This window comes from Dactylosporangium vinaceum (assembly GCF_019904175.1).
Classification (GTDB): domain Bacteria; phylum Actinomycetota; class Actinomycetes; order Mycobacteriales; family Micromonosporaceae; genus Dactylosporangium; species Dactylosporangium vinaceum.
Genome location: NZ_CP061913.1, coordinates 8693908 through 8717895, shown reverse-complemented (window position 1 = coordinate 8717895; position 23988 = coordinate 8693908). Strand labels below are relative to the sequence as shown.

Annotated in this window: 18 protein-coding genes; 11 read left to right on the top strand and 7 right to left on the bottom strand. The window is 72.4% G+C overall.

Going from position 1 to position 23988, the window contains the following annotated elements; genetic code table 11:
- Positions 1–4: 4 nt before the first annotated feature.
- Entirely contained in the window at positions 5–730 is a 726-nt protein-coding gene (locus Dvina_RS39015) for a Crp/Fnr family transcriptional regulator (protein ID WP_223094846.1), read from the bottom strand.
- A 109-nt stretch (positions 731–839) separates the two neighbouring features.
- Between Dvina_RS39015 and Dvina_RS39010 the strand changes: the two genes are divergently transcribed.
- The 3 genes from Dvina_RS39010 to Dvina_RS39000 are packed head-to-tail and all read left to right on the top strand — an operon-like array spanning position 840 to position 3846.
- Positions 840–1502, top strand: a complete 663-nt coding sequence (locus Dvina_RS39010) for a TetR/AcrR family transcriptional regulator (protein ID WP_223094844.1) — start codon at positions 840–842, stop codon at positions 1500–1502.
- Positions 1503–1555: 53 nt separating this feature from the next.
- Complete coding sequence (locus Dvina_RS39005) at positions 1556–3076, top strand: NCS1 family nucleobase:cation symporter-1 (protein WP_223094842.1); 1521 nt, start codon at positions 1556–1558, stop codon at positions 3074–3076.
- A gap of 38 nt (positions 3077–3114) precedes the next feature.
- Positions 3115–3846: an aspartate/glutamate racemase family protein gene (locus Dvina_RS39000; protein ID WP_246655602.1), complete on the top strand. Its 732-nt coding sequence runs from the start codon at positions 3115–3117 to the stop codon at positions 3844–3846.
- Here the strand turns inward: Dvina_RS39000 and Dvina_RS38995 are convergent.
- Positions 3795–4508: a GntR family transcriptional regulator gene (locus Dvina_RS38995; protein ID WP_223094838.1), complete on the bottom strand. Its 714-nt coding sequence runs from the start codon at positions 4506–4508 to the stop codon at positions 3795–3797. The two genes, Dvina_RS39000 and Dvina_RS38995, sit on opposite strands and share 52 nt — an antisense overlap.
- Positions 4509–4672: 164 nt before the next feature.
- On the opposite strand from Dvina_RS38995, the gene Dvina_RS38990 reads away from it, so the two are divergent.
- A complete protein-coding gene (locus tag Dvina_RS38990) occupies positions 4673–4864 on the top strand; it encodes a hypothetical protein (RefSeq protein ID WP_223094836.1) in 192 nt (63 codons plus the stop codon).
- A gap of 69 nt (positions 4865–4933) precedes the next feature.
- The gene (locus tag Dvina_RS38985) at positions 4934–5449 is read left to right on the top strand and encodes a TlpA family protein disulfide reductase (RefSeq protein WP_223094834.1); all 516 of its coding nucleotides are present in this window, start codon (positions 4934–4936) and stop codon (positions 5447–5449) included.
- Positions 5450–5584: 135 nt separating this feature from the next.
- On the opposite strand, the gene Dvina_RS38980 is transcribed toward Dvina_RS38985, so the two are convergent.
- The 3 genes from Dvina_RS38980 to Dvina_RS38970 all read right to left on the bottom strand — a co-directional run bounded on the left by Dvina_RS38980 (position 5585) and on the right by Dvina_RS38970 (position 9612).
- Positions 5585–7093 (bottom strand): family 43 glycosylhydrolase, encoded by a 1509-nt coding sequence (locus tag Dvina_RS38980; RefSeq protein ID WP_223094832.1) that lies wholly within the window; start codon positions 7091–7093, stop codon positions 5585–5587.
- Positions 7094–7213: 120 nt separating this feature from the next.
- Positions 7214–8623 (bottom strand): cellulase family glycosylhydrolase, encoded by a 1410-nt coding sequence (locus Dvina_RS38975; protein WP_223094830.1) that lies wholly within the window; start codon positions 8621–8623, stop codon positions 7214–7216.
- A gap of 173 nt (positions 8624–8796) precedes the next feature.
- Positions 8797–9612 carry an AfsR/SARP family transcriptional regulator gene (locus Dvina_RS38970; RefSeq protein ID WP_223094828.1) on the bottom strand — a complete coding sequence of 272 codons (816 nt, stop codon included), beginning with the start codon at positions 9610–9612 and terminating at the stop codon, positions 8797–8799.
- Positions 9613–9999: 387 nt separating this feature from the next.
- Here Dvina_RS38970 and Dvina_RS38965 point away from each other — a divergent pair, with 387 nt between their 5' ends.
- Complete coding sequence (locus tag Dvina_RS38965; protein WP_223094826.1) at positions 10000–12789, top strand: AfsR/SARP family transcriptional regulator; 2790 nt, start codon at positions 10000–10002, stop codon at positions 12787–12789.
- Here the strand turns inward: Dvina_RS38965 and Dvina_RS38960 are convergent.
- Positions 12770–15046 carry a glycoside hydrolase family 3 C-terminal domain-containing protein gene (locus tag Dvina_RS38960; protein WP_223094824.1) on the bottom strand — a complete coding sequence of 759 codons (2277 nt, stop codon included), beginning with the start codon at positions 15044–15046 and terminating at the stop codon, positions 12770–12772. The genes Dvina_RS38965 and Dvina_RS38960 overlap by 20 nt on opposite strands.
- Positions 15047–15297: 251 nt before the next feature.
- Here Dvina_RS38960 and Dvina_RS38955 point away from each other — a divergent pair, with 251 nt between their 5' ends.
- The 5 genes from Dvina_RS38955 to Dvina_RS38935 are packed head-to-tail and all read left to right on the top strand — an operon-like array spanning position 15298 to position 23197.
- On the top strand, positions 15298–16971 hold the full coding sequence (locus Dvina_RS38955; RefSeq protein WP_223094822.1) for a type 2 periplasmic-binding domain-containing protein: 1674 nt from the start codon (positions 15298–15300) through the stop codon (positions 16969–16971).
- Positions 16972–16995: 24 nt separating this feature from the next.
- The gene (locus Dvina_RS38950; RefSeq protein ID WP_246655601.1) at positions 16996–17982 is read left to right on the top strand and encodes an ABC transporter permease; all 987 of its coding nucleotides are present in this window, start codon (positions 16996–16998) and stop codon (positions 17980–17982) included.
- A complete protein-coding gene (locus tag Dvina_RS38945) occupies positions 17972–18934 on the top strand; it encodes a carbohydrate ABC transporter permease (RefSeq protein ID WP_223094820.1) in 963 nt (320 codons plus the stop codon). The genes Dvina_RS38950 and Dvina_RS38945 overlap by 11 nt, the downstream gene beginning before the upstream one ends.
- A 5-nt stretch (positions 18935–18939) precedes the next feature.
- Positions 18940–20877 carry a beta-galactosidase gene (locus Dvina_RS38940; protein WP_223094818.1) on the top strand — a complete coding sequence of 646 codons (1938 nt, stop codon included), beginning with the start codon at positions 18940–18942 and terminating at the stop codon, positions 20875–20877.
- On the top strand, positions 20858–23197 hold the full coding sequence (locus Dvina_RS38935; protein ID WP_223094814.1) for a glycoside hydrolase family 95 protein: 2340 nt from the start codon (positions 20858–20860) through the stop codon (positions 23195–23197). Before Dvina_RS38940 ends, Dvina_RS38935 begins: the two co-directional genes overlap by 20 nt.
- Here Dvina_RS38935 and Dvina_RS38930 read toward each other — a convergent pair.
- Positions 23194–23892 (bottom strand): class I SAM-dependent methyltransferase, encoded by a 699-nt coding sequence (locus tag Dvina_RS38930; protein ID WP_223094812.1) that lies wholly within the window; start codon positions 23890–23892, stop codon positions 23194–23196. The genes Dvina_RS38935 and Dvina_RS38930 overlap by 4 nt on opposite strands.
- Positions 23893–23988 lie beyond the last annotated feature (96 nt).

Genomic DNA, 23988 nt, shown 5'->3' with positions numbered 1-23988 from the left:
TGCCTCAGCGGCGGCGCTTGTGCTGAGCCCGCCGGGCCAGGGGTGCGTCGTCCAGGATGACGATGCACTTGTTCTCCAGCCGCAGCCAGCCCCGTGACGCATAGTGCGCCAGGACCTTGTTCACCGACTCGCGGGACGCCCCGACGAACTGCGCCAGCTCGGTCTGGGTGAGGTCGTGCACGACCCGCATGGTGCCGTTCTCGACCACGCCGAACTGGTACGCGAGCTGCATCAGCTGCCCGGCCACGCGCCCCGGGACGTCGCTGAAGAGCCGGTCGTGGACCGTCGCCCGGTTGCCCCGGATCCGCCGCGCGACGGCCTGCAGGAGCTGCTCGGCGACCTGCGGGTGGCGCCCCATCCAGCGGTACAGCGAGGTCTTGGACAGCTGCGCCAGCCGGGCGTCGGCCACGACGGTGGCGGTCGTGGTGCGCGGGCCGCCGTCGAGCAGCTCGACCTCGCCGAACGGCTCGCCCGGCCCGACCAGGGCGAGGAGCCCCTCGCGGCCGTCGCTGGAGCGGCGGGACAGCTTCACCTTGCCCGAGCGCAGCACGTAGAGGCGGTCGCCCGGCTCGCCCTCGCGGAAGAGCACGGTGCGGCGGCCGGCCTCGACGGTCTCGAACTCGGTGGCGAGGTCGTCGGCGGCCTCGGCCCCGACGTGGTCGAGCAGGGCCGCGCCGAGCACGCGGCTGTCGAGTGAGGTCGCGCGGCTCTCCAGGACGGTAAGGCTCATGGCCCCTCCTCGCGTGGGTTCCTCGGGCTGGCGGTACCGAGTACCATTTGGACGGTACTTGATACCGTGGGTCTAGGCAACGGGCGCCCGAGGGGTGCGCAAGGATGGCATGGTGAGCGCAACCCCCTCGAAGCAGCGCCTGGTGGACGCGGCCCTCGACCTGTTCGACGAGCGCGGGTACGAGCAGACCACCGCCGACGAGATCGCCGACCGGGCCGGCGTCGGGCGGACCACGCTGTTCCGGCACTACCGGTCCAAGGAGGACGTGATCTTCCCGGACCACGACCGGCTCATCGCCGCGGTCCGGGAGCGGCTGGCGACGTCGAGCGCCGACACGGCCATCGCGGCGGTGACCGACGCGGTCCGGCTGGTCCTGCTCAGCTACGTCGAGGAGGGCGACCGGGCGCGCCGCCGCTACTCGATCACCAGCCGGGTGGCCGCCCTGCGCGACCGCGAGATCGCCAGCGTGGCGCGCTACCAGCGGCTGTTCCGCGAGTTCATCGCCGGCTGGATGGGCCCGGCCCCGGCCGATGCGCTGCGGGCCGAGCTCATGGCGGCCGCCGTCGTCTCCGCCCACAACCACGTCCTGCGCCGCTGGCTGCGTCGCGAGGCGGGCGACCCGGCGGCCGAGCTCGACGCGGCAATGGCCCGGGTGGTCCAGCTCTTCGCCGCCGACCCGCCCGACGCGGGCGGCTCGATGGTGATCGTCCTGCGCGACGCCCGCGACCCCGAGCAGGTCGCGACGGCGGTGCGGCAGGCGCTGAAACGCTGAAGATATATATCTGCGAACACGCGGCTGAAACAGGTCGTTCCTAGCGTCGGTGCATGGCCGACACGCTGGAAACTCCGCAGCATCAGGATCTTGTCGAGGCCGCCGGCTTGCCCGTCGGCAGCGGGGACGTCAGGCCCGGGTACGACCCGCGGCTCACCAACGAGGACCTCGCGCCGCTGCGCAAGCAGACGTGGGGCGCGTACAACATCTTCGCCTTCTGGATGTCCGACGTGCACAGTGTGGGCGGATACGTCACGGCGGGCAGCCTCTTCGCGCTGGGGCTGACGAGCTGGCAGGTGCTGGTGGCCCTGGTCGTGGGCATCGGCATCGTCTACTTCTTCTGCAACCTCGTCGCCAAGCCGAGCCAGGCCACGGGGGTACCGTACCCCGTCATCAACCGCGTGGCGTTCGGTGTGCTCGGGGCGAACGTCCCGGCCATCATCCGCGGCTCGATCGCTGTCGCGTGGTACGGCATCCAGACCTACCTCGCCTCGGCCGCGCTTGACGTGGTCGTGCTCAAGCTCTGGCCGGGCCTGATGCCCTACGCCGACGCCGACAGGTGGGGCCTGCTCGGCCTGCCGCTGCTCGGCTGGTGCTCCTACGCGCTGCTGTGGGTGCTGCAGGCGGCGGTCTTCTGGACGGGGATGGAGACGATCCGTCGGTTCATCGACTTCTGCGGCCCGGCCGTGTACGTCGTCATGGCGGTGCTGGCCGGCTACCTCATCTACCGGGCCGGGTGGGGCGCCATCGACCTGAGCCTCGGTGAGGTGAAGTACCACGGCTTCGACGCACTGCCCGTCATGCTCGGAGCCATCGCGCTCGTGGTGTCGTACTTCTCCGGCCCGATGCTGAACTTCGGGGACTTCTCGCGCTACGGCCGGTCGTTCCGGGCGGTGCGCACCGGCAACCTCCTCGGCCTGCCGGTCAACTTCCTGGCCTTCTCCATTCTGGTCGTCGTCACGTCCTCGCTGACGATCCCGGTCTTCGGGGAGCTCATCACCGACCCGGTCCAGACGGTGGCCCGCATCGACAGCACGTTCGCCATCGTCCTGGGCGCCCTGACGTTCACGATCGCCACCATCGGCATCAACATCGTCGCGAACTTCATCTCGCCCGCGTTCGACTTCTCCAACGTCAGCCCGCAGCGCATCAGCTGGCGCGCGGGCGGCATGATCGCCGCGGTCGGGTCGGTGCTGATCACCCCGTGGAACCTGTACAACAACCCGGACGTCATCCACTACACGCTGGAGATCCTCGGCGCCGCGATCGGGCCGCTGTTCGGCGTGCTGATCGCCGACTACTACCTGGTGCGCCGCCAGCAGGTCGACGTGGACGCGATGTTCACGCTCGATCCGGGCGGCCGGTACTACTACCGCAAGGGCTACAACCCGCCGGCGCTCATCGCCACGGTCGTCGGCGCGGTGATCGCGGTGGTGCCGGTGCTGTGGTCCTCCGGCCCGGGCATGCACACCACGGCCCAGTACAGCTGGTTCATCGGCATGGGTGTGGGGCTGCTCACCTACCTGGCCCTGGCCTACCGGCCGCAGGCACCGTCCCCGGCGAGCGCCGGCTAGTGCACATCCGCGTCGTCAACCCGAACACGACAGCGGCGATGACCGCGCTGATCGGGGCGAGCGCCCGGGCCGTCGCCGGCCCGGGCGTGCGCGTCGAGGCGGTCACGTCGGCGATGGGGCCCGCCTCGATCGAGAGCCACTACGACGAGGCGCTGAGCGTGCCCGGGCTGCTCGCGGCGATCGCCGACGGTGAGACCCGCGGGATCGACGGGTACGTCATCGCCTGCTTCGGCGACCCCGGGCTGGACGCGGCCCGGGAGCTGGCCCGCGGCCCGGTCGTCGGCATCGCCGAGGCCGCCATGCACACCGCCGCGCTGCTCGGGCGCGGCTTCAGCGTGGTGACGACCCTCGACCGGACCGGGGGCCGGGCCTGGGACCTGGCCGCCCGCTACACCGCGCCGGGCGCCTGCCGGGGCGTGCACGCCTGCGAGATCCCGGTGCTGGAGCTGGAGGCGGACCCGCACCTGGCCGACCGGGTCGCGGCCCTCGCCGGCCTCGCGCTGGAGCGGGACGGCTCGGACGTCATCGTGCTCGGCTGCGCCGGGATGGCGGGCCTCTGCGCGGCCGTCTCCGACCGTCTCGGCGTGCCGGTGGTCGACGGCGTCTCCGCGGCGACGCTGATGGTGCAGTCGCTCGTGGCGCTCGGACTGCGCACCTCGCAGCGCTGCGAGTTCGCGGCGCCACCGCCCAAGCGGTACACCGGCGCGATGGCGACGTTTCAGCTGGAGTCGGCGAACAGGCCGGTGTCGCGGGGCAGCAGTGCGATGTAGGACTGCAGGCGTCCGTGGTGGGCGGCGCAGGCGGCGATCAGGGCGTCGATGTCGCGGGCGGTGAACGCGGCAAGCATGGCGGCGTGGTCGCGGTGCAGCAGCTCGCGGTCGGCCGGGCCGATGTGGGTCATCGGCTGCAGCGGCTCCGTCATGTTCCAGGCGGTGCCGAGCATGTGCAGCAGGCGGCGCATCCGGCAGGGCCGGATCAGGGCCAGGTGAAACCGGCGGCTCTCGCGGTGGTACGCCCGCCCGTCACCGGCCCGCACGGCGGCTTCCAGTGCGGCGTGTGCGGCGGCCGCCCGCTCGTGGTCCTCGTCGCGGGCCCGGCCGACGGCCACGCGCATCGCGGCCGTCTCGAGCGCCTCGCGCACGAGATAGATCTCCCCGAACTCCTCCGCTGTAAGTTTCGCGACCCGGTAGCCGAGATTCGGGCGATGGTCGACGAGGCCCTCGCCGATCAGGGTCATCAGCGCCTCGCGGACCGGAATGCGCGAGACGCCGAACGCGGCCGCGACGGCGTCGACCGGGATCGGTGAGCCCGGCGGCACGTCGCCGTCCAGGATGCAGGCCCGCAGGTCATCGAGGATGGCGGCCTGGGACCGGCCGCCCCGCGGCCCGGTGAGCCGCGCGACGAGCGCCGAGCGCCGCCGGGGAACGGGCATGCGCACCTCCCGCCGGGGAGCGTAGCGGCGCCGCGTTATCGGCGTGTTTCCGGCAGGATTCCCGAAACCTATTCAACCGATGGGGAAGCGCCTCCATTGACACACAACAATGGTGCGATCAAGCTGCCCGTCGTCACTGTTCTCAACACGGGAGGATTGCAGCGATGGCCAAAACCCTCGGTCGAATCGCCGACCGCGTCATGCAGCGGCTGGCCCCCTCGGCGGACGCCGGTTGCACCTACGACTGGTACATCTGCTACTGCTCGGGCGGCCTGATGTACAAGAAGAAGTGCATGTACGGCTGCTCGGGCGTGCCGAACCACTGCTACTCCTGCGGTGTCACCGGCACCTGCTGACACCCCGTCGCGACGGCGCCCGCCCCCACCCCGGGCGGGCGCCGTCGCCTCATCCACCAGGAGGAAACCTTGACCACCGCGCTACTGGTCGCCGTCGTACTGCTCACCCTGCTCACGCTGTTCAACCTGATCGTCGTGCTCGGAGTGGTCCGCCGGGTCCGCTCCTACGAGCAGCGGCTGGGCGGCGTGGCCGAGGCCGCGCCGGTGCTCTCCACGCCAGTGGGTGAGCGGGTCGCCGAGTTCACCGCGTCCACTGTGGACGACCGCAAGGTGTCCCGCGACGCGCTGAGCGGCACCACGCTGTTCGGCTTCTTCTCGCCCGACTGCTCCGCCTGCCACGAGCGCCTCGGCGACTTCCGGGCCACCGCGGCCCGCTATGACGGCGACGCCTACGCGGTAGTGGTCCGCGACGGCGGCGACCTCGAGCCGGTCCTGCGGGGCCTCGGCGGCACCGCGGTGGTGCTCGAGGAGCCCGGCGGCCCCCTCGCCCAGGCGTTCGGGGTGCGCGGCTTCCCGGCGTTCGTCATGGTGCGCGAGGAGGGTGTCGTCGAGTCGACCGGATACCTGGTGCCCGCGCTCACCTGAACGACGTGGAAAGACCGGCCCCGGCGCCACAGGGAAGGAAGCAACGCCGGGACCGATCTCCCGCCCAGTCCGAATCGGCAGCCTTCGCAGGGCCGATTCGGACCGGGAGCACGGGTTCGGGGGTGCCGAGTGGGGTCAGAGCTCGCCGGACGGGACGGCGAGGGCGGTGCTGAGCGCGGCGGGGACGCCGAGGTTCGGCGTGCCGTCGGCGTTCCAGGTGATCTTCTGGGCCCGGGTACTGCGGTTCATGTCGCAGTTGCCCGCGGAGTTCGTGGTGGCGTGGTAGACCATCCAGTCCTCGGTGCCGTCGGGTGACTTGAAGAAGCCGTTGTGGCCGGGGCCGTAGACGGCGCCCGCGTTGTTGCGCTGGAACACCGGCGTGGCCGTCTTCACCCACGACGACGAGCTCAGCGGGTCGCCGCCGTTCCAGGTGAGCAGGCCCAGCTTGTAGTCGGGCGTGGAGCAGTGGCTGGCCGAGAAGACGATGAACGTCTTACCGCCGTGCTGGATGACCTCCGGCGCCTCGTTCACCGCGCCGCCGACCGTCTCCCAGCCGTAGGTGGGCGAGGACAGCAGCCGCCGGGTGCCGCTCGCCGTCCAGGGGTTCGACAGCGGGCGGATGAACATCGGCTGCGAGCCGGTGTAGTAGGTGCCGAGCAGGTACAGCTGGCCGTTGAGCTGCAGGATGGTGGGGTCGAGCTCCCACGTGTTGTCCTGGCTCGGGTCGAGCAGGTCGGCCTTGAAGGTGTACGGCCCCGCCGGGTCCAGGCCCGCGCTCTCCAGCACGTGGATGCGCTGCGTGCCCAGGTTGTACGGCTCGGCGCCGGCGACGTAGTACATGTACCAGCGCTGGCCGTCGGGCCCGTTGAGCAGATGGAACTCCGGCGCCCACATCGTGCCCGCGCCGTTGGAGCGGGTCAGGTTGAAGATGACCGTCTCCGGGGCCGTGGCCAGGCCGCCGAGCGTCGTGGACCGCCGCATGGTGATGGTGCGGTTCCAGGTCGTCGCCGCGAGGTAGTAGTAGCCGTTGTAGTACTGCAGCCACGGGTCCGGGCCCTGCTGGTCGAGCGGGTTGGTGAACGTCCTGCCGGTGCCGCCGCCGGTGCCCGGGTCGTACCCGGCCAGCCGCCACACCCGCGTGGTCGCGCTCGTGCACGGCAGCTGCACCAGCTTCGCGTTCACCGCGGTGCTGTCCGCGGCCGGCGTGACGCACTTGCCGGACTGCACGCCGACGAGGTTGAACGTGCCGGTGACACCCGCGACGGTGACCGCCTGGAGCCGGAAGCGCTGGTTGTTCTGGCCGTTGCAGGGGTACTGGATGATCAGGCCGTTGTCCGCGGTGGACTGTCCGGAGACGTCCACACAGGACCCGGCCGTGAGAGTGCCGACGGTGTACTGGTCGGTCGTGCCCGGCACCGGCGTGAACGTGTAGCTCTGGCGCGTGCTGCCGGTGCAGGCGGCGTTCTGCAGCTGCAGCGCGGCGGTCGTGGCGCCGCCCGGCACTTCGGCGCAGTTGCCGCCGGCCTGCAGCACGACGGTGCTGGTGAAGGTCACCGGCGCGGCGGACGCCGGTGACGGCTGGAAGGTGACGGCCGCGATCGGTAGGAGCACGGCCGCGAGGAGTGCGGCGGCGGGTCTCTTCATCTCATCCGTCCTCGTCTCCGAAAAGCCTTTCGGAGATGGTGGACCGCGCAACTCATGCTGGTCAATGTTGTGACAAATTGTTAAGGGGGCCGAAAAGATTTCGACCCCCGTGGTGCGTTCCTAGACGGCGGTGCAGGTGGCGGTGGGCACCGGGTTGGTGCTGCCGGATGCGCCCAGGAAGCCGAACGAGGTGCTCTGCCCGGCCCCGATGGTCCCGTTGTAGCCGACGTTCGTCGCGGTGACGTTCGCGCCGCTGCTGGTGACGTCGGCGCTCCAGAACGAGGTGACGGTCTGGCCGCCGGCGTACGTCCACTTCACCGTCCAGCCGGAGACGGCCTGGCCGCCGGCCGTCACCGTCACCTGGCCCTGGAAGCCGCCCGGCCACTGCCCGACGACGCTGTACACGGCGGTGCAGGACCGGCCGCCGCCCGGCGACGCGCTGCCGGAGACGCTGCGGCTCGGCGAGGCGGAGCTGCGCGACGGCGACGCGCTCGTGGACGCGCTGCGGCTCGGCGACGCGCTGACCGAGGACCGCGACGGCGACGGGCTGGCGGCCCCGCCGTAGATCGAGGCCTCCTTGGCGGTGGCCTTGATGCCGTGCGCGCCGTTGAAGATGCGCTGGCCCCAGGTGGTGAGCTGGCTCGGGTTGAAGTTCGTCGCCATGTCGAGGACCGGGTCGGTGTTGCCGCTCCACGACCAGCCGATGTAGCCCAGCCCGCGGGCGTCGGCCTGCGCGAGGAGCGTCTCGTGGTCGACCTCGCCCGACTGGAACTGCCAGCCGAACTCACCGATCACCAGCGGCCAGTTATTGTTCTGGAACCGGTCGAGGTAGTCGATGATGGTCTGCGCGTTGGCGTAGACGGCGTACATGTGGATCGACAGCACGGTGTTCTTCAGCGTGTCCGCGTCGTACACCTGCTGCGCGTTGTCGCGCATCACGTTCTGCCAGTCCTGGCCCCAGTTCGGGGCGTCCACCATCAGCAGGTGCTGGAAGCCGTTGCTGCGCATCTTCTGGATCGCCGCGACGGTGGCGGCCGTCCACTGCGACGGGTTGTTGTTGCCGATCGGCTCGTTGCCGATGTTGATGGAGATGTAGCTCTCCTGGCCGACGAGCACGCTCTTCTGGCTGATCCAGTAGTTCACGGCCTCGTCGAGGGTGGCGGCGGCGCCGTCCTCGCCGTAGCCGGTGGTGTCGTGCACCTCCAGCACGCAGATGAGTTTGTTCGCCTTGCACAGCGAGATGACGTTCGCGACGTCGTTCGACGGCCCCCAGCGCTTGCCGGAGCCCAGGACCACCCGCACGGTGTTGGCGCCGAGCGCCTTCACGTCCGCGAACGCCTGTGTGTTGCCGGTGTACCAGACGTGCGGGTGGTTGACCCCGCGCATGATGAACTGCTGGCCGTTGGCCTCCACGATGTTGCGCCCGCTCGTGTGGAGCCCGACGGCGGCGGACGCCTCTTGGGCGTACACCACGAACGACGCGGCGACCACCAGGACGGCCGCGCCAAAGATCGTGAGTCGTCTCTTCATGAGGTATGTGACTACGCCGCGATGTTTCGAAACTCAATCGAAGCGCTTCGAGTTGCCCGCTGGCCTGCTGAAGGGCGCTGAAAGATACAGCCGGACCACGGCCCGGCTGCCGCGCGTGAACGTCTTCGAGTGGGCCGGGCGGGCGGCAGCAGGTACGGGTGACCGGCCGGCGACTACGGGTGAGCGGTGGCCGGCGCCCGGGCGGCAAGCGCCTCCCGCGGCGCGTCGGCGGGCTCGCCGTCCAGGACGGACCGGTGGGCCTGGCGCAGCCGCGGCCCCGGCTCCACGCCGAGCTCGTCGCGCAGCACGGCGTAGCCCTGCTGATACACGCGCAGCGCGTCGGCCTGGCGGCCCAGCCGGTACAGCACCATCATGAGCAGGGCCCGCATGCCCTCGCGCAGCGGATGTTCGGCCACGAACGAGGTCAGCTCCGGCACCATCCAGGCCGGGTCGCCGAGGTGGCCGGCCGACTCGAAGCGCCGCTCGGTGGCCAGCAGCCGCAGCTCCTCCAGCCGGGCCGCGGCCGCCCGGAACAGCGGCGAGTCCAGCCCGGCCAGCGCCGGGCCGCGCCAGCGGGCCAGGGCGTCGCCCAGCCGCCGCGTCGCGCCCTCGTGGTCGCCCGCGGCCGCGGCCCGCTCCGCCTCGGCGGTCAGCCGCTCGAACTCGTGGAGATCAAGGGCGCCGCGCTCCACCTTCACCAGGTAGCCGGGCGGCCGGGTGACGATGCAGCCGGCGCCGGGGCGGCCGATGGAGCGCCGTAGCGTCGACACGTAGGTCTGCACCAGGTCCGGGGCCGTGTCGGGCGGCTCGTGGCCCCAGATCGCGTCGACCAGCCGGGCCGTCGGCACCACGACATTGGCCTGCAGCAATGCCGCACCGAGCAGGGCCTGCTGCCTGGCCGAGGTGACGGCGACCCGCCGGTCGCCGGCCCGGATCTCCACCGGTCCCAGGATGCCGAAGCGCAGCGCCGGTATAATTACGTCCGTCACGACGTACCCCCTATCGGGCCCGCCGTCTGCGGGCGACCGCCACGCGGAGCGTGGCTGAGCCGCGTTGCAAATCCGTTAAAGGTCCGTTGAGGCGTTGTCGATGGCGAATATCGAGGATGCCCAAACGGTCGTTCCGGGTCGTATGATCCGTCCCAGTCACGACCTTATTGGGGGGGCTAGATGCGAAGGTTAGTGCTCGCGTTACTGGCGGCCGGAGCCGTGGCCGCCGGCGCGGCGGCAGCGGTGGTTGCGGCCCCACCGGCGCAGGCCGTGCAGCAGCCGTGCTTCACCGATGCCGGTGAGTTGCGCTGCCCGGACGGGACCCGCCCGCCGATCACACCCACTCCCACACCCACGACCTCGACGCCGAACCGGACGCCCTGACCCGTGCGGATCGGCCTGCTCGGGCCGCTGGAGGTCATCGACGACGACGGCGCGCCGGTCGAACTGCCCGGAGGCAAGCCACGGACCCTCCTGGCCGTGCTCGCCTGCCACGCCGGGCGCCCGGTCTCGGCCGAGGTCCTCGTCGAGTCGCTCTGGGGCTCCGCGCCGCCCGCGCGGGCTGACGCCAACGTGCGGGTCTACGTGCACCACCTGCGCAAGGCTCTGGGCGGCGACCGCATCGGCCGCCGCCCCGAGGGGTACGTGCTGTGGCTGGAGCCCGGCGAGCTCGACGCCGCCCGGTTCCGGTCGCTGCTCGCCACGGCCCGCGCCGAGCCCCTGCCCGAGCGCGCCCTGGAGTCCCTGGAAGCGGCCCTGGCCCTCTGGCGCGGACCCGCCCTGGCCGGCCTGGAGTCCGTCCCGGCCCTGGCCGCCGACGCCACCGGGCTGGAGGAGCTGCGGTTGCAGGCCCTGGAGCAGCGCTTCGAGATCGAGCTGAGCCGGGGCCGGCACGAGGGCACCATCGCTGAACTGCGCGCGCTGACCGGGCAGTACCCCCTCCGCGAGACCTTCCGCGCCCAGCTCATGCGGGCCCTGGTCGGCGTCGGGCGGGGCGCCGAGGCGGCCGCCGTCTTCGAGTCCGCCCGCCAGGTGCTGGCCGACGAGCTCGGCCTCGACCCCAGCCCGCAGCTGCGCGACCTGCACCTGGCCGTGCTGCGCAACGACGCACCGCCGCCGGCCGCGGAGCCGGCCCCGTTCGCCGCGGTCGTCCCGCGCCAGCTCCCGAGCCGGGTCGCCGGGTTCGCGGGCCGCACCGAGTGGCTGGCCCGCATGGACGAGCTGCTCCCCGCCGACGACGCCGAACGCGATGTCCAGGTCGTGACCATCAGCGGCGCCGGCGGCATCGGCAAGACCACCCTGGCGGTGCACTGGGCCCACAGCGTGTCCGAGCGCTTCCCCGACGGCCAGCTGTACCTCAACCTGCACGGCTTCGATCCGGTGCGCACCCCGGTCGATCCGCCCGCGGCGCTGAGCCTGCTGCTGACCGCTCTCGGCGTGCGCCCCCGCGACATCCCGCCCGACCCGGCGCAGCGCGAGAGCCTCTACCGCAGCGTGGTCGCGGCCCGCCGGGTCCTGGTGGTGCTCGACAACGCCCACGACGCCGCCCAGGTCCGCCCGCTGCTGCCCGGCGGCACCGGCTGCCTGGCCGTGGTCACCAGCCGCGACCCGCTCACCGGCCTGGCCGCCGCCGGTGCCCGCCCGATGATGCTCGACCTGTTCGACACCATCGAGGCCGCCGACCTGCTGGAACGCCGGCTCGGCCGGTGGCGGGTGGCCGCGGACCCGGCCGCGGTGGCCGACGTCATCGCCCGCTGCGGCGGGCTGCCCCTCGCGCTCAGCGTCGTGGCCGCCCGGGCCGCCGTCACCTCCACGCCGTCCCTGGCCGCGCTGGCCGGGGAGCTGGGCCGGGCCCGACGGGCGCTGGACAGCTTCGCCGGGGTCGACGCGGCGACCGATCCGCGGGCCGTCTTCTCCTGGTCCTACCGCGTGCTCGACGACGCCACCGCCCGGATGTTCCGCCTGCTGTCGGTCCACCCGGGCCCCGAGGTGACGGTGGGCGCGGCGGCGAGCCTGGCCGGGGTCCCACCGGAGGCGGCCGGCGAGGCGCTGCGCCGCCTGTGCGCGGCCAGCCTGCTCAACGAGGCCGGACCGGGGCGCTTCGCGGCGCACGACCTCATCCGGGCGTACGCCGTCGAGCTGGCCGAGTCGACCGACGCGGACGCCGAGCGCGACGCCGCGCTGAGCCGGCTGCTCGACCATCTCGTGCACTCCGCGTATCCGGCCACGCTCCTGCTCGACCCGAACCAGACGCCGACGCCCATCGACCCGGCCGCTCCCGCCGTGACCCCGGACGTCGTCGCCGACCGTCAGCAGGCCATGGCCTGGTTCGACGCCGAGCGCGCCGTCCTGCTCGCCGCCGTCGAGCGGGCCCGGGCCGACCACCCGTCGCACGCCTGGCAGCTGGCCTGCGCCTGCGTCGTCTACCTGGAGCGCACCGGCCGCTGGCCGGACAAGCTGGCCGTCCTGGGCGCCGCGCTGGAATCGGTCCGCCGCACCGGCGACCGCCCCGTCGAGGCCCGCATCCTGCGCAGTCTCGGCCGCACACTTGGCCGCCTCCATCAGCACGACGAGGCCACCGAGCATCTGCGCGAGGCGGTTTCGCTGTACCGCGATCTCGGCGACGCCAACGGCCTGGCCCACGCGACAGGCACCCTGGGCGAGCTGCTCGAGGGCGCCGGCCGCTACGAGGAGGCCATGACCTACACCCGGCTGGCCTGCGACCTCTACCGCCGCAACGGCAACACCCTGGGCGAGGCCCGCTCCCTCGGCGGTGTGGCCACCCTCCAGACCATGACCGGCCGCTACGTGGAGGCCATCGCCACCTGCGAGCGTGCCCTGGAGCTGTTCACGGCGGCCGGCGTCCAGGGCGAGCTGGCCCAGGCCGGCGTCTACGACACCCTCGGCGTGGCCAACCACCACCTGGGCGCCCACGCCAAGGCCATCGAGTGCTTCGACCGCTCCCTGGCCGGCCTGAGCGCGGGCGCCCGCTTCTACGCCGGCCTGGTCCTGACCCACCGCGCCGACACCCGCCGAGCCGCCGGCGACCGCGAACGGGCCCGCCAGGACTACCGTGAGGCGCTCACCATCTTCACGGGCCTGGGCGCCCGCGAGGCCGAGACCGTCCGTAACCAGCTCGCGGCCCTGTCCGCCGAGCTCACTCCCCGCTCGTCGTGAAGGTGTAGCCGGCGGTCGGGGGGTTGAGGCGGCCGTCGTGCCAGTAGGACAGGACCCACGCCGGGATGGTCAGGGTCACCGTCCTGGTCTCGCCCGGCGTCAGGGTGATGCGCTCGAATGCGGCCAGGCGGCGGCGCGGGGCCGGGACCGGCCAGTCGGTCGGGGTGGCGTAGAGCTGGACGACCTCGTCGCCCTCGCGGGTGCCGGTGTTGGTGACGGCCACGGTGGCGGTCCAGGACGTGTCGCCGGGGGTGACGGTGACGGGGCCGTATTCGAACGTTGTGTAGGACAGGCCGTGGCCGAAGGGGAATAGGGGGGTGCCGCGGTGCCACTGGTAGGTCCAGCCGGAGCCGATCACGTCGTAGTCGAGCGGGGAGGGGAGCTTCTCATCAGAGCTGTACCAGGTCTGGGGGAGGCGGCCGCCCGGGTTGTAGGCGCCGAGCAGGGCGTCGGCTATCGCGTTGCCCTGTTCCTGGCCGCCGTGCGCGGTCCACAGGATGGCCGGGACGTGAGCCGCGGCCCAGTCGACGGCGTAGGGGTAGCTGGACACCAGGACCAGTGTCGTCGCCGGGTTGGCCGCCGCCACCGCCCGCAGCAGGGCCTCCTGCTCCGGGGGCAGAGCGAGGCCGTCGCGGTCCACTGTCTCGCGGCCGTTGATGTGCGGGTCGTTGCCCAGCACGACGATTGCCCGCTCGGCCGCACGGGCGGCGGCGACCGCCTCGGCCAGGCCGGAGGCGACGCGCTCCAGGCGGAACACGAGGTCGGGCTGGTCCGCGGGCGCGGCCGGGTTGCGCAGCGCGTAGCCGTCCTCGACGGGGTGGAACTCCCACAGCTCCCGGACCACCCAGCCGTCGGGAGTCTCGGCCGTCGCCGACACCACGCCGTCGTCGCCGAGCGTGAGGTAGCCGGTGGACGCACGCAGGGTGTGGACCGGCTGCGGGCACTGGACGCTCGTGCCCCAGTCCTGGTGCGTGAACACGGTGCCGGGGCCGTCGGCCAGCGCGAGGGCGCCGTCCGGGGAGACGTGCACGTGGCGGCCGTCCGAGGCGATCAGGCGGACCTGGTCCAGGCCCTCGGCGGCCAGGACGCGGTCCGGGCCGAGGCGGTCGCGCAGGGCGGACTCGATGGAGACGGCGTAGGGGAGGCTGCCGCTGTACCAGTCGCGCAGGACCCGGCCGCCCAGGGGGCCGACGACCGCGACCGTGGCCGGTGCGTGCAGCGGCAGGGCGCCGGCGTCGTTCTTCAGCAGCACCAGCGCGGCGCGGGCGGCCTGCGCGGCCAGGCGGGCGTGGTCGGTGCAGGCGATCACCTCGCGGGTGGTGCCGGCGTACGGGTCGCGGCCCGGGTCGAACTCGCCGGTGCTCGCGCGCATGGCCAGGACCCGGCCCACGGCGGCGTCGATGTCGGCCTCGGTGATCAGGCCGAGGGCCAGGGCCTGCGTGAACCGCTCGATCGTCGGCGCGCGGTCGGTGCCGTTGTCGGTGTAGCTGTCGACGCCGGCGCGCAGGGCGGCGGCGTGCGACTCCGCGTGGGTGGGGAAGTAGTGCTCGCTCGTCGCGAGGTTGGTGGGGGCGTAGGCGTCCGAGCAGATCACGACGTCCGGGTGCGCGGCCCGCAGTACCGTCGCCAGCAGTGGATGCACGTGATTGGGCACGCCGTCGACCAGGTTGTAGGCGGGCATGACGCCGGCCACCAGGCCCGAGCGCAGCGGCTCCACGAATACCGGCAGCTCGTATTCGTGCAGCACCCGCTCCGGCACCCGGACGTCGATCACGTCGCGGGACGTCTCCACGTTGTAGGCCAGGAAGTGCTTGAGCACCGGCGCGGTCCGCCACACGTCCGGGTCGGGTCCGCGCAGGCCCGCGCAGTATGCGACGGCCAGCTCGGCCGTGGCCAGCGGGTCCTCGCTGTAGCCCTCCTCGTTGCGGCCCCAGCGCGGATCGCGCAGCGGGTTGACGACCGGTCCCCACACGTTCAGTGACGCCCGGGGGGCGCCCGGCGGCGGGTCGTGGTGGAAGGCCCGCACCTCGGTCGCGGCCGCGGTCGCCACGGCGCGCAGCAGCGCCCGGTCGAACGTCGCGCCGAGGCCCACGGCCTGAGGAAACACCGTGGCCCGGCCCATCCACGCGGCGCCGTGCACGACCTCGCAGCCGGTGTGGAACTCCTCCAGGCCCAGTCGCGGTACCGCCGGCTGGGTCTGGTGCAGCATGGCGATCTTCTCGGCCAGGGTGAGCCGGCTGAGCAGGTCGGCGACCACGTGATCTCCTTTGCGTCGAAGCGCTTCGATGATGGATGGCCGGTGGCGGCGTGTCAACTGCGCGCAACTTTCATGCGATCGGCCCGGGATCCGCCTGTGCGACGGGGATCGTCCTCGATGTCCTTGTCGCACTCCGATCGATGTCCTAGGGTCTGTGCTTCGAAGCGCTTCGACACCCCCTTTCGAAACTCCGAGGCGCCCGCACCCAGTCCGCACGCACGATCCCATCCCTCTGAAGGGTGGTCCATCCCATGACAAGCCTCAGCCGGCGCGGCCTGCTCGCGTCCGTCGCCGTCATCGCCGCCGCGCCCTTACTCGACGCCTGCGGCAGCCCGAAAGCCAAGAACGAGGGCACGACCAACCAGGACGACCTGAGCAAGGCGCTGCCCGCCTACCAGCCGAGCAGCTCGGTCAAGCCCGACATCCCGGTGGCCAACGGCGTCAACGGCGCCACCACCGACCCGGCCTTCCTGACCTACCCGGCCAACCCGCCGAAGTCCGTCACCGGCGCTGTCGGCTCCGGTGGTAGTTACACGACGATGACCCCGCTCTGGGGCTCGATCCCGCCCTCCAGCGGCAACGTCTACTACGACACGGTCAACAAGGCGATCGGCGCGACGCTGAAGATGCAGCCGGCCGACGGCGTCACCTACGGTGACAAGCTCCCGCCGCTGTTCGCCGCGGACAAGCTGCCGGACTGGATCAACATCCCGGTGTGGGTCACCGGGAACCTGAGCTTCGGCGACGCGGTCGCGAACAAGTTCGTCGACCTGACCCCGTACCTGGCCGGCGACAAGGTCAAGCAGTACCCCAACCTCGCCGCGCTCTCGCCCAACGCCTGGGTCTCCGGCGTCTGGAACGGCAAGCTCTACGGCCTGCCGATCTACTCGTCGAACGCCGTCGTGTCCGGCACCTACTACTACCGCAAGGACCTCTTCGACAAGGCCGGCGCCTCGGCCGACATCAAGAGCATCGCCGACCTCGAGGCCCTCGGCAAGCAGCTCACCAACGCGTCGGCCGGCGTGTGGGCGTTCGACGACCTGTTCGGCAACGACGCGGCGTACATCAACCAGCTCTTCGAGTTCGGCAGCGGCAGCTACCCGTGGCAGGACCAAGGCGGCAAGCTGGTGCACCGCTACGAGACGCAGAACATCGTCGAGGCGCTGAACTGGCACGCCAAGATGGTCAAGGCCGGCTACGTGCACCCCGACGCGGTCGCCAACAACACCGAGAACGGCAAGCAGCGGTTCTGGAGCGGCAAGTCCCTCATCTGCGCGGACGGCACCGGCGCCTGGAACGGCGACGACAACAAGTCCGGCAGCGCGGCCAACCCCGGCTACCAGCGGGCGGCGTTCAAGCTGTTCAACGCCAAGGGCTCCGACCCGAGGATCGAGCTGGGCAACGGCGCCTCGATGTTCGCCTACTTCAACAAGAAGCTCAGCGACGCTCAGGTCAAGGAGCTGCTGAACATCGCGAACTACCTGGCCGCGCCCTACGGCTCGGCCGAGTGGCTCACCGTCAACTTCGGCCAGCCCGGCACCGACTACAACATGAAGGACGGCAACCCGCTGCTGACCGAGCAGGGCAACAAGGAGGTCGCGACCACCTTCCAGTTCCTGGCCTGCCCCGCCTCCGCCACGGTGGTGCAGTCCGGCCAGACCCAGGTCGTCAAGGACTACGCCGCCTGGCAGGCCGAGATGGTCAAGCACGTCTACAAGCCGCTGTTCTACGGCATGAACGTCAGCGAGCCGTCGCGGTTCGGCTCGCTCGGCAAGCCGATGATCGACACCATCACCGACGTCAAGCTCGGCCGCAAGCCGATCTCGGCGTGGACCGACGCCGTGGAGAACTGGCGCCGGACCGGCGGCGACGACCTGCGCAAGTTCTACGAGGACATCCGCAGCAAGTACGGCACCGGCAAGTAATTCTCAAGGGAAATCAGGCGCACAGTGACCGCGACCACCCCCGCGAAAACGGCGCCGCCGGCCGAGCAGGCCGGCGGCTCCGCCGCGCCCCGCCCCAAGCGCTGGAAGCTGAACCTGCGCCGGGACCGCTCGCTGCTGATCATGACGCTCCCGGCCGTCCTCCTGCTCGCCGTGTTCGCCTACGCCCCGATGGTCGGGCTGATCACGGCGTTCCAGGAGTACGACATCTACAACGGCTTCTGGTACAGCCCGTACGTGGCCCTGGACCAGTTCCAGCGGCTGCTCGGCGACACCATCTTCTGGCACGCGCTCGAGAACACCCTGGTCCTCAGCGCCGTGCAGCTGGTGCTGTACTTCCCGGTCCCCATCGCGCTCGCCCTGCTCTTCAACGAGGTGGCGAATGCGCGGGTCCGCTCGTTCGTGCAGTCGATCGTGTACCTGCCGCACTTCTTCTCCTGGGTCCTCGTCGTCACGGTGTTCCAGGAGATGCTCGGCGGCGCCGGCGCCCTCAACGCCCTCCTGCGCCGGCACGGCTGGCAGACGTGGGACATCATGACGAACTCCGACGCCTTCAAGTACCTCGTCACGGCGCAGGCGGTGTGGAAGGAGGCCGGCTGGGGCATCATCGTGTTCCTGGCCGCGCTCGCCGCCATCGACCAGTCGCTGTACGAGGCCGCGGCGGCCGACGGGGCCGGCAAGTGGCGGCGGATGTGGCACATCACGCTGCCGGGCATGCGCAGCGTCATCGTGCTCATGCTGGTGCTGCGGCTGGGCAACGCGCTCACGGTGGGCTTCGAGCAGATGCTCATCCAGCGCGACGCCGTCGGCCGGGACGCCGCGGAGGTGCTCGACACGTTCGCGTACTACTACGGCGTCGTCAACAACAACTTCAGTTACGGCGCGGCCGCCGGCCTGTTCAAGGGAGTCCTGTCCCTGATATTGATCCTGGCCGCGAACAAGCTTGCGCACGCCTTCGGCGAGGACGGGTTGTACCGCAGAGATGACCGTTAGAACCGAACCAGTCACGGCGCCCGAGGTCGAGCCTCGGCGCCCCCGCCGCAAGCACGACGGCCCCGTCTGGGAAGAGCGCAGCGGCCCGGTCGGCCAGGGCGTCAAGGGGCTCACGCTCGTCGTCGTGGTCGTGCTCATCCTGTTTCCGCTGTGGTCGATCGTGCTGACCAGCTTCTCCACCCAGGGCGCGATCAACGAGGCGGGCGGGCTGGTGACAGTCCCGGGTGAGCTGACCACCGAGGCGTACCACCAGATCTTCACCAACCAGCTCGTCACCCACTCGCTGCTGGTGAGCCTGGCCGTCACCGTCGTCGGCACGCTCATCTCGATGGTCGTGACGGTGCTGTGCGCCTACGGGCTGTCCCGGCACGGCTCGTTCGGCCACCGGTACATCCTGCTGTTCCTGGTCGTCACCATGTTCTTCAGCGGCGGCCTGATCCCGACGTTCCTGGTGGTGTCCGGGCTCGGCGGCTACGGCGCGTACTGGTCGCTCATCCTGCCCAGCGCGGTGTCCGTGTTCAACATCCTGGTCATGCGCGGATTCTTCAGCAGCACCGCACCGGAGCTCCTCGACGCCGCCCGCGTCGACGGCGCCGGGGAGTGGCGGATCCTGTGGTCGGTGGTCCTGCCGACCTCGCGGGCCGTCATGGCCGTCATCACACTCTTCTACGCGGTCGGCTACTGGAACAGCTTCTTCAACGCGCTGCTGTACCTGCCCGACAACGGCAAGTGGCCGCTGCAGGTCGTGATGTACCTGTACACGCTGCAGGGCGCCAGCATGCCCGGCTCCGGCGTGACCGGCACCGGCCAGTACGCCGGCCACCAGGAGATCGCCACGCTCTCCCTGCAGATGGCCGTCGTCACGCTGACCCTGATCCCCATCGTCCTGGTCTACCCGTTCGTCCAGCGCCACTTCACCAAGGGCATGCTGGTCGGCGCGATCAAGGGTTGAGGCCGGTGCGCGACAGGGGTCCCGGCCTCGCCGACGCCACCCGCGGGCGGCTGCTGTTCGGCGGGGACTACAACCCCGAGCAGTGGCCGCCGGAGGTGTGGCCGGACGACGTGCGCCTCATGCGGCAGGCCGGCGTCAACCTGGCGACGGTCGGCGTCTTCGCGTGGGCGGCCCTCGAACCGGCGCCGGGGGAGTACGACTTCGCCTGGCTCGACACGGTCCTGGACCTGCTGCACGGGGCCGGGATCGGCGTCGCGCTGGCCACCCCGACCGCGTCCCCGCCGCCGTGGCTCGGCCACCGCCACCCCGGCACCCTGCCGCAGGGGCCGGACGGTGTGCGCCGCCACTACGGCTCCCGCATGCACTACTGCCCGAGCGCGCCCGAATACCGCCGGGCCGCCCTCGCCGTCACCGCGGCCCTGGCCGCCCGGTACGCCCGCCACCCGGCCCTGCGCCTGTGGCACATCGGCAACGAGTTCGGCACCGTCTGCCTCTGCGAGCGCTGCGCGGAGCGGTTCCGCGGCTGGCTGCGGGCGCGCTACGGCGACCTCGACGCGCTCAACGAAGCCTGGGGGACGAGCGTCTGGTCGCAGCGGTACTCCCAGTGGTCGGAGCTGATCCCGCCGCGCACCGTGCAATACATCGGCAACCCGCAGCAGGACCTGGATTTCCAGCGGTTCTCCGACGACCTGCTGCGGGAGTGCTTCACCGCCGAGCGCGACGCCGTCCGCGCGTTCGGCCCGCACGTGCCGGTCACCACGAACTTCATGGACTTCTACCGCCCCGTCGACGGCTGGCGCTGGGCGGCCGCGGAGGACTTCGTCAGCCTCGACACCTACCCGGACCCGAACGACCCCCGGGCCCCCATGCTCGGCGCGATGTCCAAGGACGTGATGCGCTCCCTCGGCGCCGGCCCGTGGCTGCTGATGGAGCAGTCGCCGGGCGCGGCCAGCTGGCGGCCGGTCTCCACGCCGAAGCGGCCGGGGCTGCACCGCCTGTGGTCGCTGCAGGCGGTGGCCCGCGGCGCCGACGGCGTGCTGCAGTTCCAGTGGCGCGCGTCGAGGCAGGGCCTGGAGCGGGCCCACGGCGCCATGGTGCCGCACGCCGGCCCCGACTCGCGCGTGTTCCGCGAGACCTGCGCGCTCGGCGCCGAGCTCGCCGCACTGTCCGATGTGGACGGCCTGCTCGGCGCCCCGGTCCCCGCGGACGTCGCCATCGTGCTCGACTGGGACGCCTGGCGCGCGGTCGAGCTGCCGCACCAGCCGCACGACGGCTTCCGGTACACCGACCGCCTCACCGACTACTACGAGCCGCTCTGGCGCGCGAACATCACCTGCGACTTCGCCCGGGCCGGCGGGGACCTGGGCCGCTACCGGCTGGTGCTGGTGCCGAACCTGTACCAGGTGTCCACGGCGGCGGCCGCCGACCTGGCCGCCTACGTGGCCGGCGGCGGCACGCTCGTCCTCGGGCCGTTCAGCGGGGTGGCCGACCCGGAGGAGCGGATCTACACCGGCGGCTGGCCGGGCCCGCTGCGCGACCTCGTCGGCGTGCGGGTCGAGGAGCACTGGCCGCTGCCCGACGGTGAGCCGGTCGAGGTCGAGTCGGACGAGCTCGGCCCGTTCACCGCGGCCACGTGGGCCGAGTGGGCCGAGAGCACCGGCGCCGACGTCGTCGCCCGCGCGCGCGGCGGCCCGCTCGACGGCCGGCCGCTGGTGCTGCGCAACCGGTTCGGGGCGGGGACCGCCTGGTACGTCGCCACGCTCCCGTCCGCCGGCGGGCTCGCCCGGCTGCTGGCCCGGGTCTGCGCCGACACCGGCGTCCGCCCGGTGCTCGACGGCCTCGCGCCGGGCGTCGAGGCCGTGCGCCGCGGCCCGGTGGTATTCCTGCTCGACCACGGCACGGGCACGGTGGAGGTCAGGATCGATGGCGCGATACCGGATTGAGCTGACCGCCCCGGCCGCCGAGTTCGAGGACGGCTTCCCGATCGGCAACGGCCGGCTCGGGGCGATGCTGCACGGGCGGCCCGGGATCGAGCTGATCGACCTGAACGCCGACACCTTCTGGTCCGGCGGCCCCCTGCCGCCGCCGAGCGCCCCGGGCCCGGCCGACCTCCTCCCGGCCCTGCGCCGGGCCGTGGCCACGGGCGAGCACGCGCGGGCCGAGGCGCTGGCCGTGCGGCTGCAGGGCACCGCGTGGACGCAGTCGTACCAGCCGCTGGGGCAGCTCGAGTGGCGCCACGGCGACCAGCGGGCCATCACCGGCTACCGCCGCCACCTGGATCTGGCCGAGGCCGAGGCGGTCACGCAGTACTCGGCCGCGTCCGGCGCGATCCGCCTCGCCGCCTACGCCTCCGCCGCGGACGGCGTCCTCGTCGTGACCGCCACGGGCGCCGGCACCGTCCCGGCCGCTGTCGCTCCCCGGCTGCACAGCCCCCATCCGGGCGTCACGGCGGCCCGGATCGTCGACCCCGTGGCCGGCCCGTGCGTCGTGTGGACGGGCCGCGCCCCCGCCCACGTCGTGCCCAACTACGTCGCCGACCGGCACCCCGCAGTCGTCTACGCCACCGACACTCCCGCCGCCGACGGCACCGTGGAAGCGGGGATGGGCTTCGCCGTGGCCACCGCCGTCCGCCGCACCGCCGAGGGCCTGCTGCTCGTCGTGGCCGTGGAGACCGGCTTCCGCGGCCACGAGCACCGCCCGGTCGCCGACAGCGCGTCGCTCACCGCCGCCGCCGTGGCCCGCCTGGCCGCCGCGCTGGCCCGCGCCCCGCAGGCCCTGCGCGCCCGGCACGTCGAGGACTACCGCCGCCTCTTCGACCGCGCCGACCTGCACCTGTCCGGCCCGGCGGCCGCGGCCCACGCCGAACTGCTGTTCCACCTCGGCCGCTACCTGCTGATCTCGTCGTCGCGGCCCGGTACGCAACCGGCAAACCTGCAGGGCATCTGGAACGCCGACGTGCGGCCCGGGTGGAGCAGCAACTGGACGCTGAACATCAACACCGAGATGAACTACTGGGCGGCCGAGAGCACCGGGCTGGAGCAGCTGCACGAGCCGCTCTTCCAGCTCACCCGCGACCTGGCCGTCGCCGGGGAGCGCACGGCCGCCCGCCACTACGCGGCCCGCGGGTCGGCGGTGCACCACAACAGCGACCTGTGGCGGTTCACGGCGCCGGTGCCGGGCGACCCGCAGTGGTCCAACTGGCCGTCGGCGCTGCCGTGGCTGGCCGCGCACGTGTGGGACCACCTGGTCTACGGGGCCGGCGCCGGGTTCGGGCGCGCCACCGCGCTGCCGGTGCTGCGGGCGGCCGCGCGGTTCGCGCTCGACCTGCTGGTGCCGGACGGCGAGGGCGCGCTGGTGCTGAGCCCGTCGACGTCCCCGGAGCACCACTTCCGCTTCGGCGCCGACGGGTTCGCCGCCACCTCCTGGGGCTGCGCGCTCGACCAGGAGCTGGCCCGGGAGGTGCTCGCCCGGTTCGTGGCGCTGTCGGCCCGCTGGCCGGTCCCGGCCGACGCCGCGCTGGCCCGCGAGGCGGCGACCGCGCTGCGCGGCCTGCGGCAGGTGCCGATCGGCGCGGACGGGGCGCTGCTGGAGTGGTACGACGAGCGGCCGCCGCGGGAGCCCGGGCACCGGCACCTCTCCCACCTCTACGGCCTGTTCCCGGGCACCCGGATCACCGAGACCGGGACCCCCGCCGACTTCGCCGCCGCCCGCCGGGCCCTGGCGATCCGCCTGGAGCACGGCTCGGGCCACACCGGCTGGAGCCGGGCCTGGATCCTGGGCCTGGCCGCCCGGCTCCGCGACGCCGCCCTGGCCGCCGAGACCATCGGCGCGCTCGTCCGGGACCTCTGCTCGACGTCGCTGCTGACGCTGCACCCCGACACCGGGCGGCCGAGCGGTCAGATCTTCCAGATCGACGGGAACCTCGGCGTCGTGGCCGGCCTGACCGAGCTGCTGGTCCAGAGCCATGACGGCGCGATCGCGCTGCTGCGCGCGCTGCCCGCCGAGTGGACCGCCGGCGCCGTGCGGGGCATCCGCTGCCGGGGCGGCCACACGGCCGCCGTCACGTGGCGGGACGGGCGCCTGGAGTCGGCGACGGTGGTGGCCGGGGCGATCGGCCCCCTGACCGTCGAGCTGGCCGGACCGGCAGTGGTGCACACGGTCGACGGCACACCCGTCACGACGATCGAGGTGGCGGGCGCGCCACCGGGCCGGCACCGGCTGTGCTGGGCCGCCCGCAACGGCACCGAGTATCGCATCGGCTAGCGCGAGCAGCGCACCGCCAGGAAGCGGGGCAGGTCACGCCAGTCGCCCCAGCCCAGCGGCTCGGCGACCCGCTCGATCAGGAAGCCGTTGGCGGCCAGGGCGTTGAACCAGGTGGCCAGGGTGCGGTGGTGCCAGCCGACGTGGTGCACGGCCTGCACGGGGCCCCCGTCCGAGGTGGACCAGTAGCGCTCCTGCGTGTAGCGGCCCACGGCGCGCCGGCCGTCCAGCCAGCCGGCGCCGGGATGGTCGAGCAGCGGATGGGGCAGGACGGCCACGAGCGGGCCGCCGGGGCGCAGGACGCGCCGGGCCTCGCTCAGCGCCGCGTCCAGAGGGTCGGCGTGGTGCAGGACCAGCACGGCGCAGACGGCGTCGAACGTCTGGTTGCCGAAGCCGTCGAGCTGCTCGGCGCGGCCCAGCGCGTAGCGGATGCCGAGCGGGTCGGCCCGCTCCGCCTGGCGGGCCAGCTTCACCAGCCGGGCCGTCGGGTCGACGCCGAACACGTAGGCACCGGCGCGGGCCAGGCGGCGGCTGACGTGGCCCTCGCCGCAGCCCAGGTCGAGCACGTCGCGGTCGCGGACGTCGCCCAGCAGGTCGAGCGCGACCAGGGCGGCCAGCTCGTTGTAGCCCTTCGCCGGGTCGGCGAGCATCTCCGCGTACCAGTCCGCCGCATCGTCCCAATCCGGCACGTGCGCCATCACCTCCACCGCCGACGGCGTGGAACCCCCGGCCTCACAGGCTACGGCGTCGCGCCGGACCGGTCGATATACGGCCCGTCGGCGCTCGCCTACACT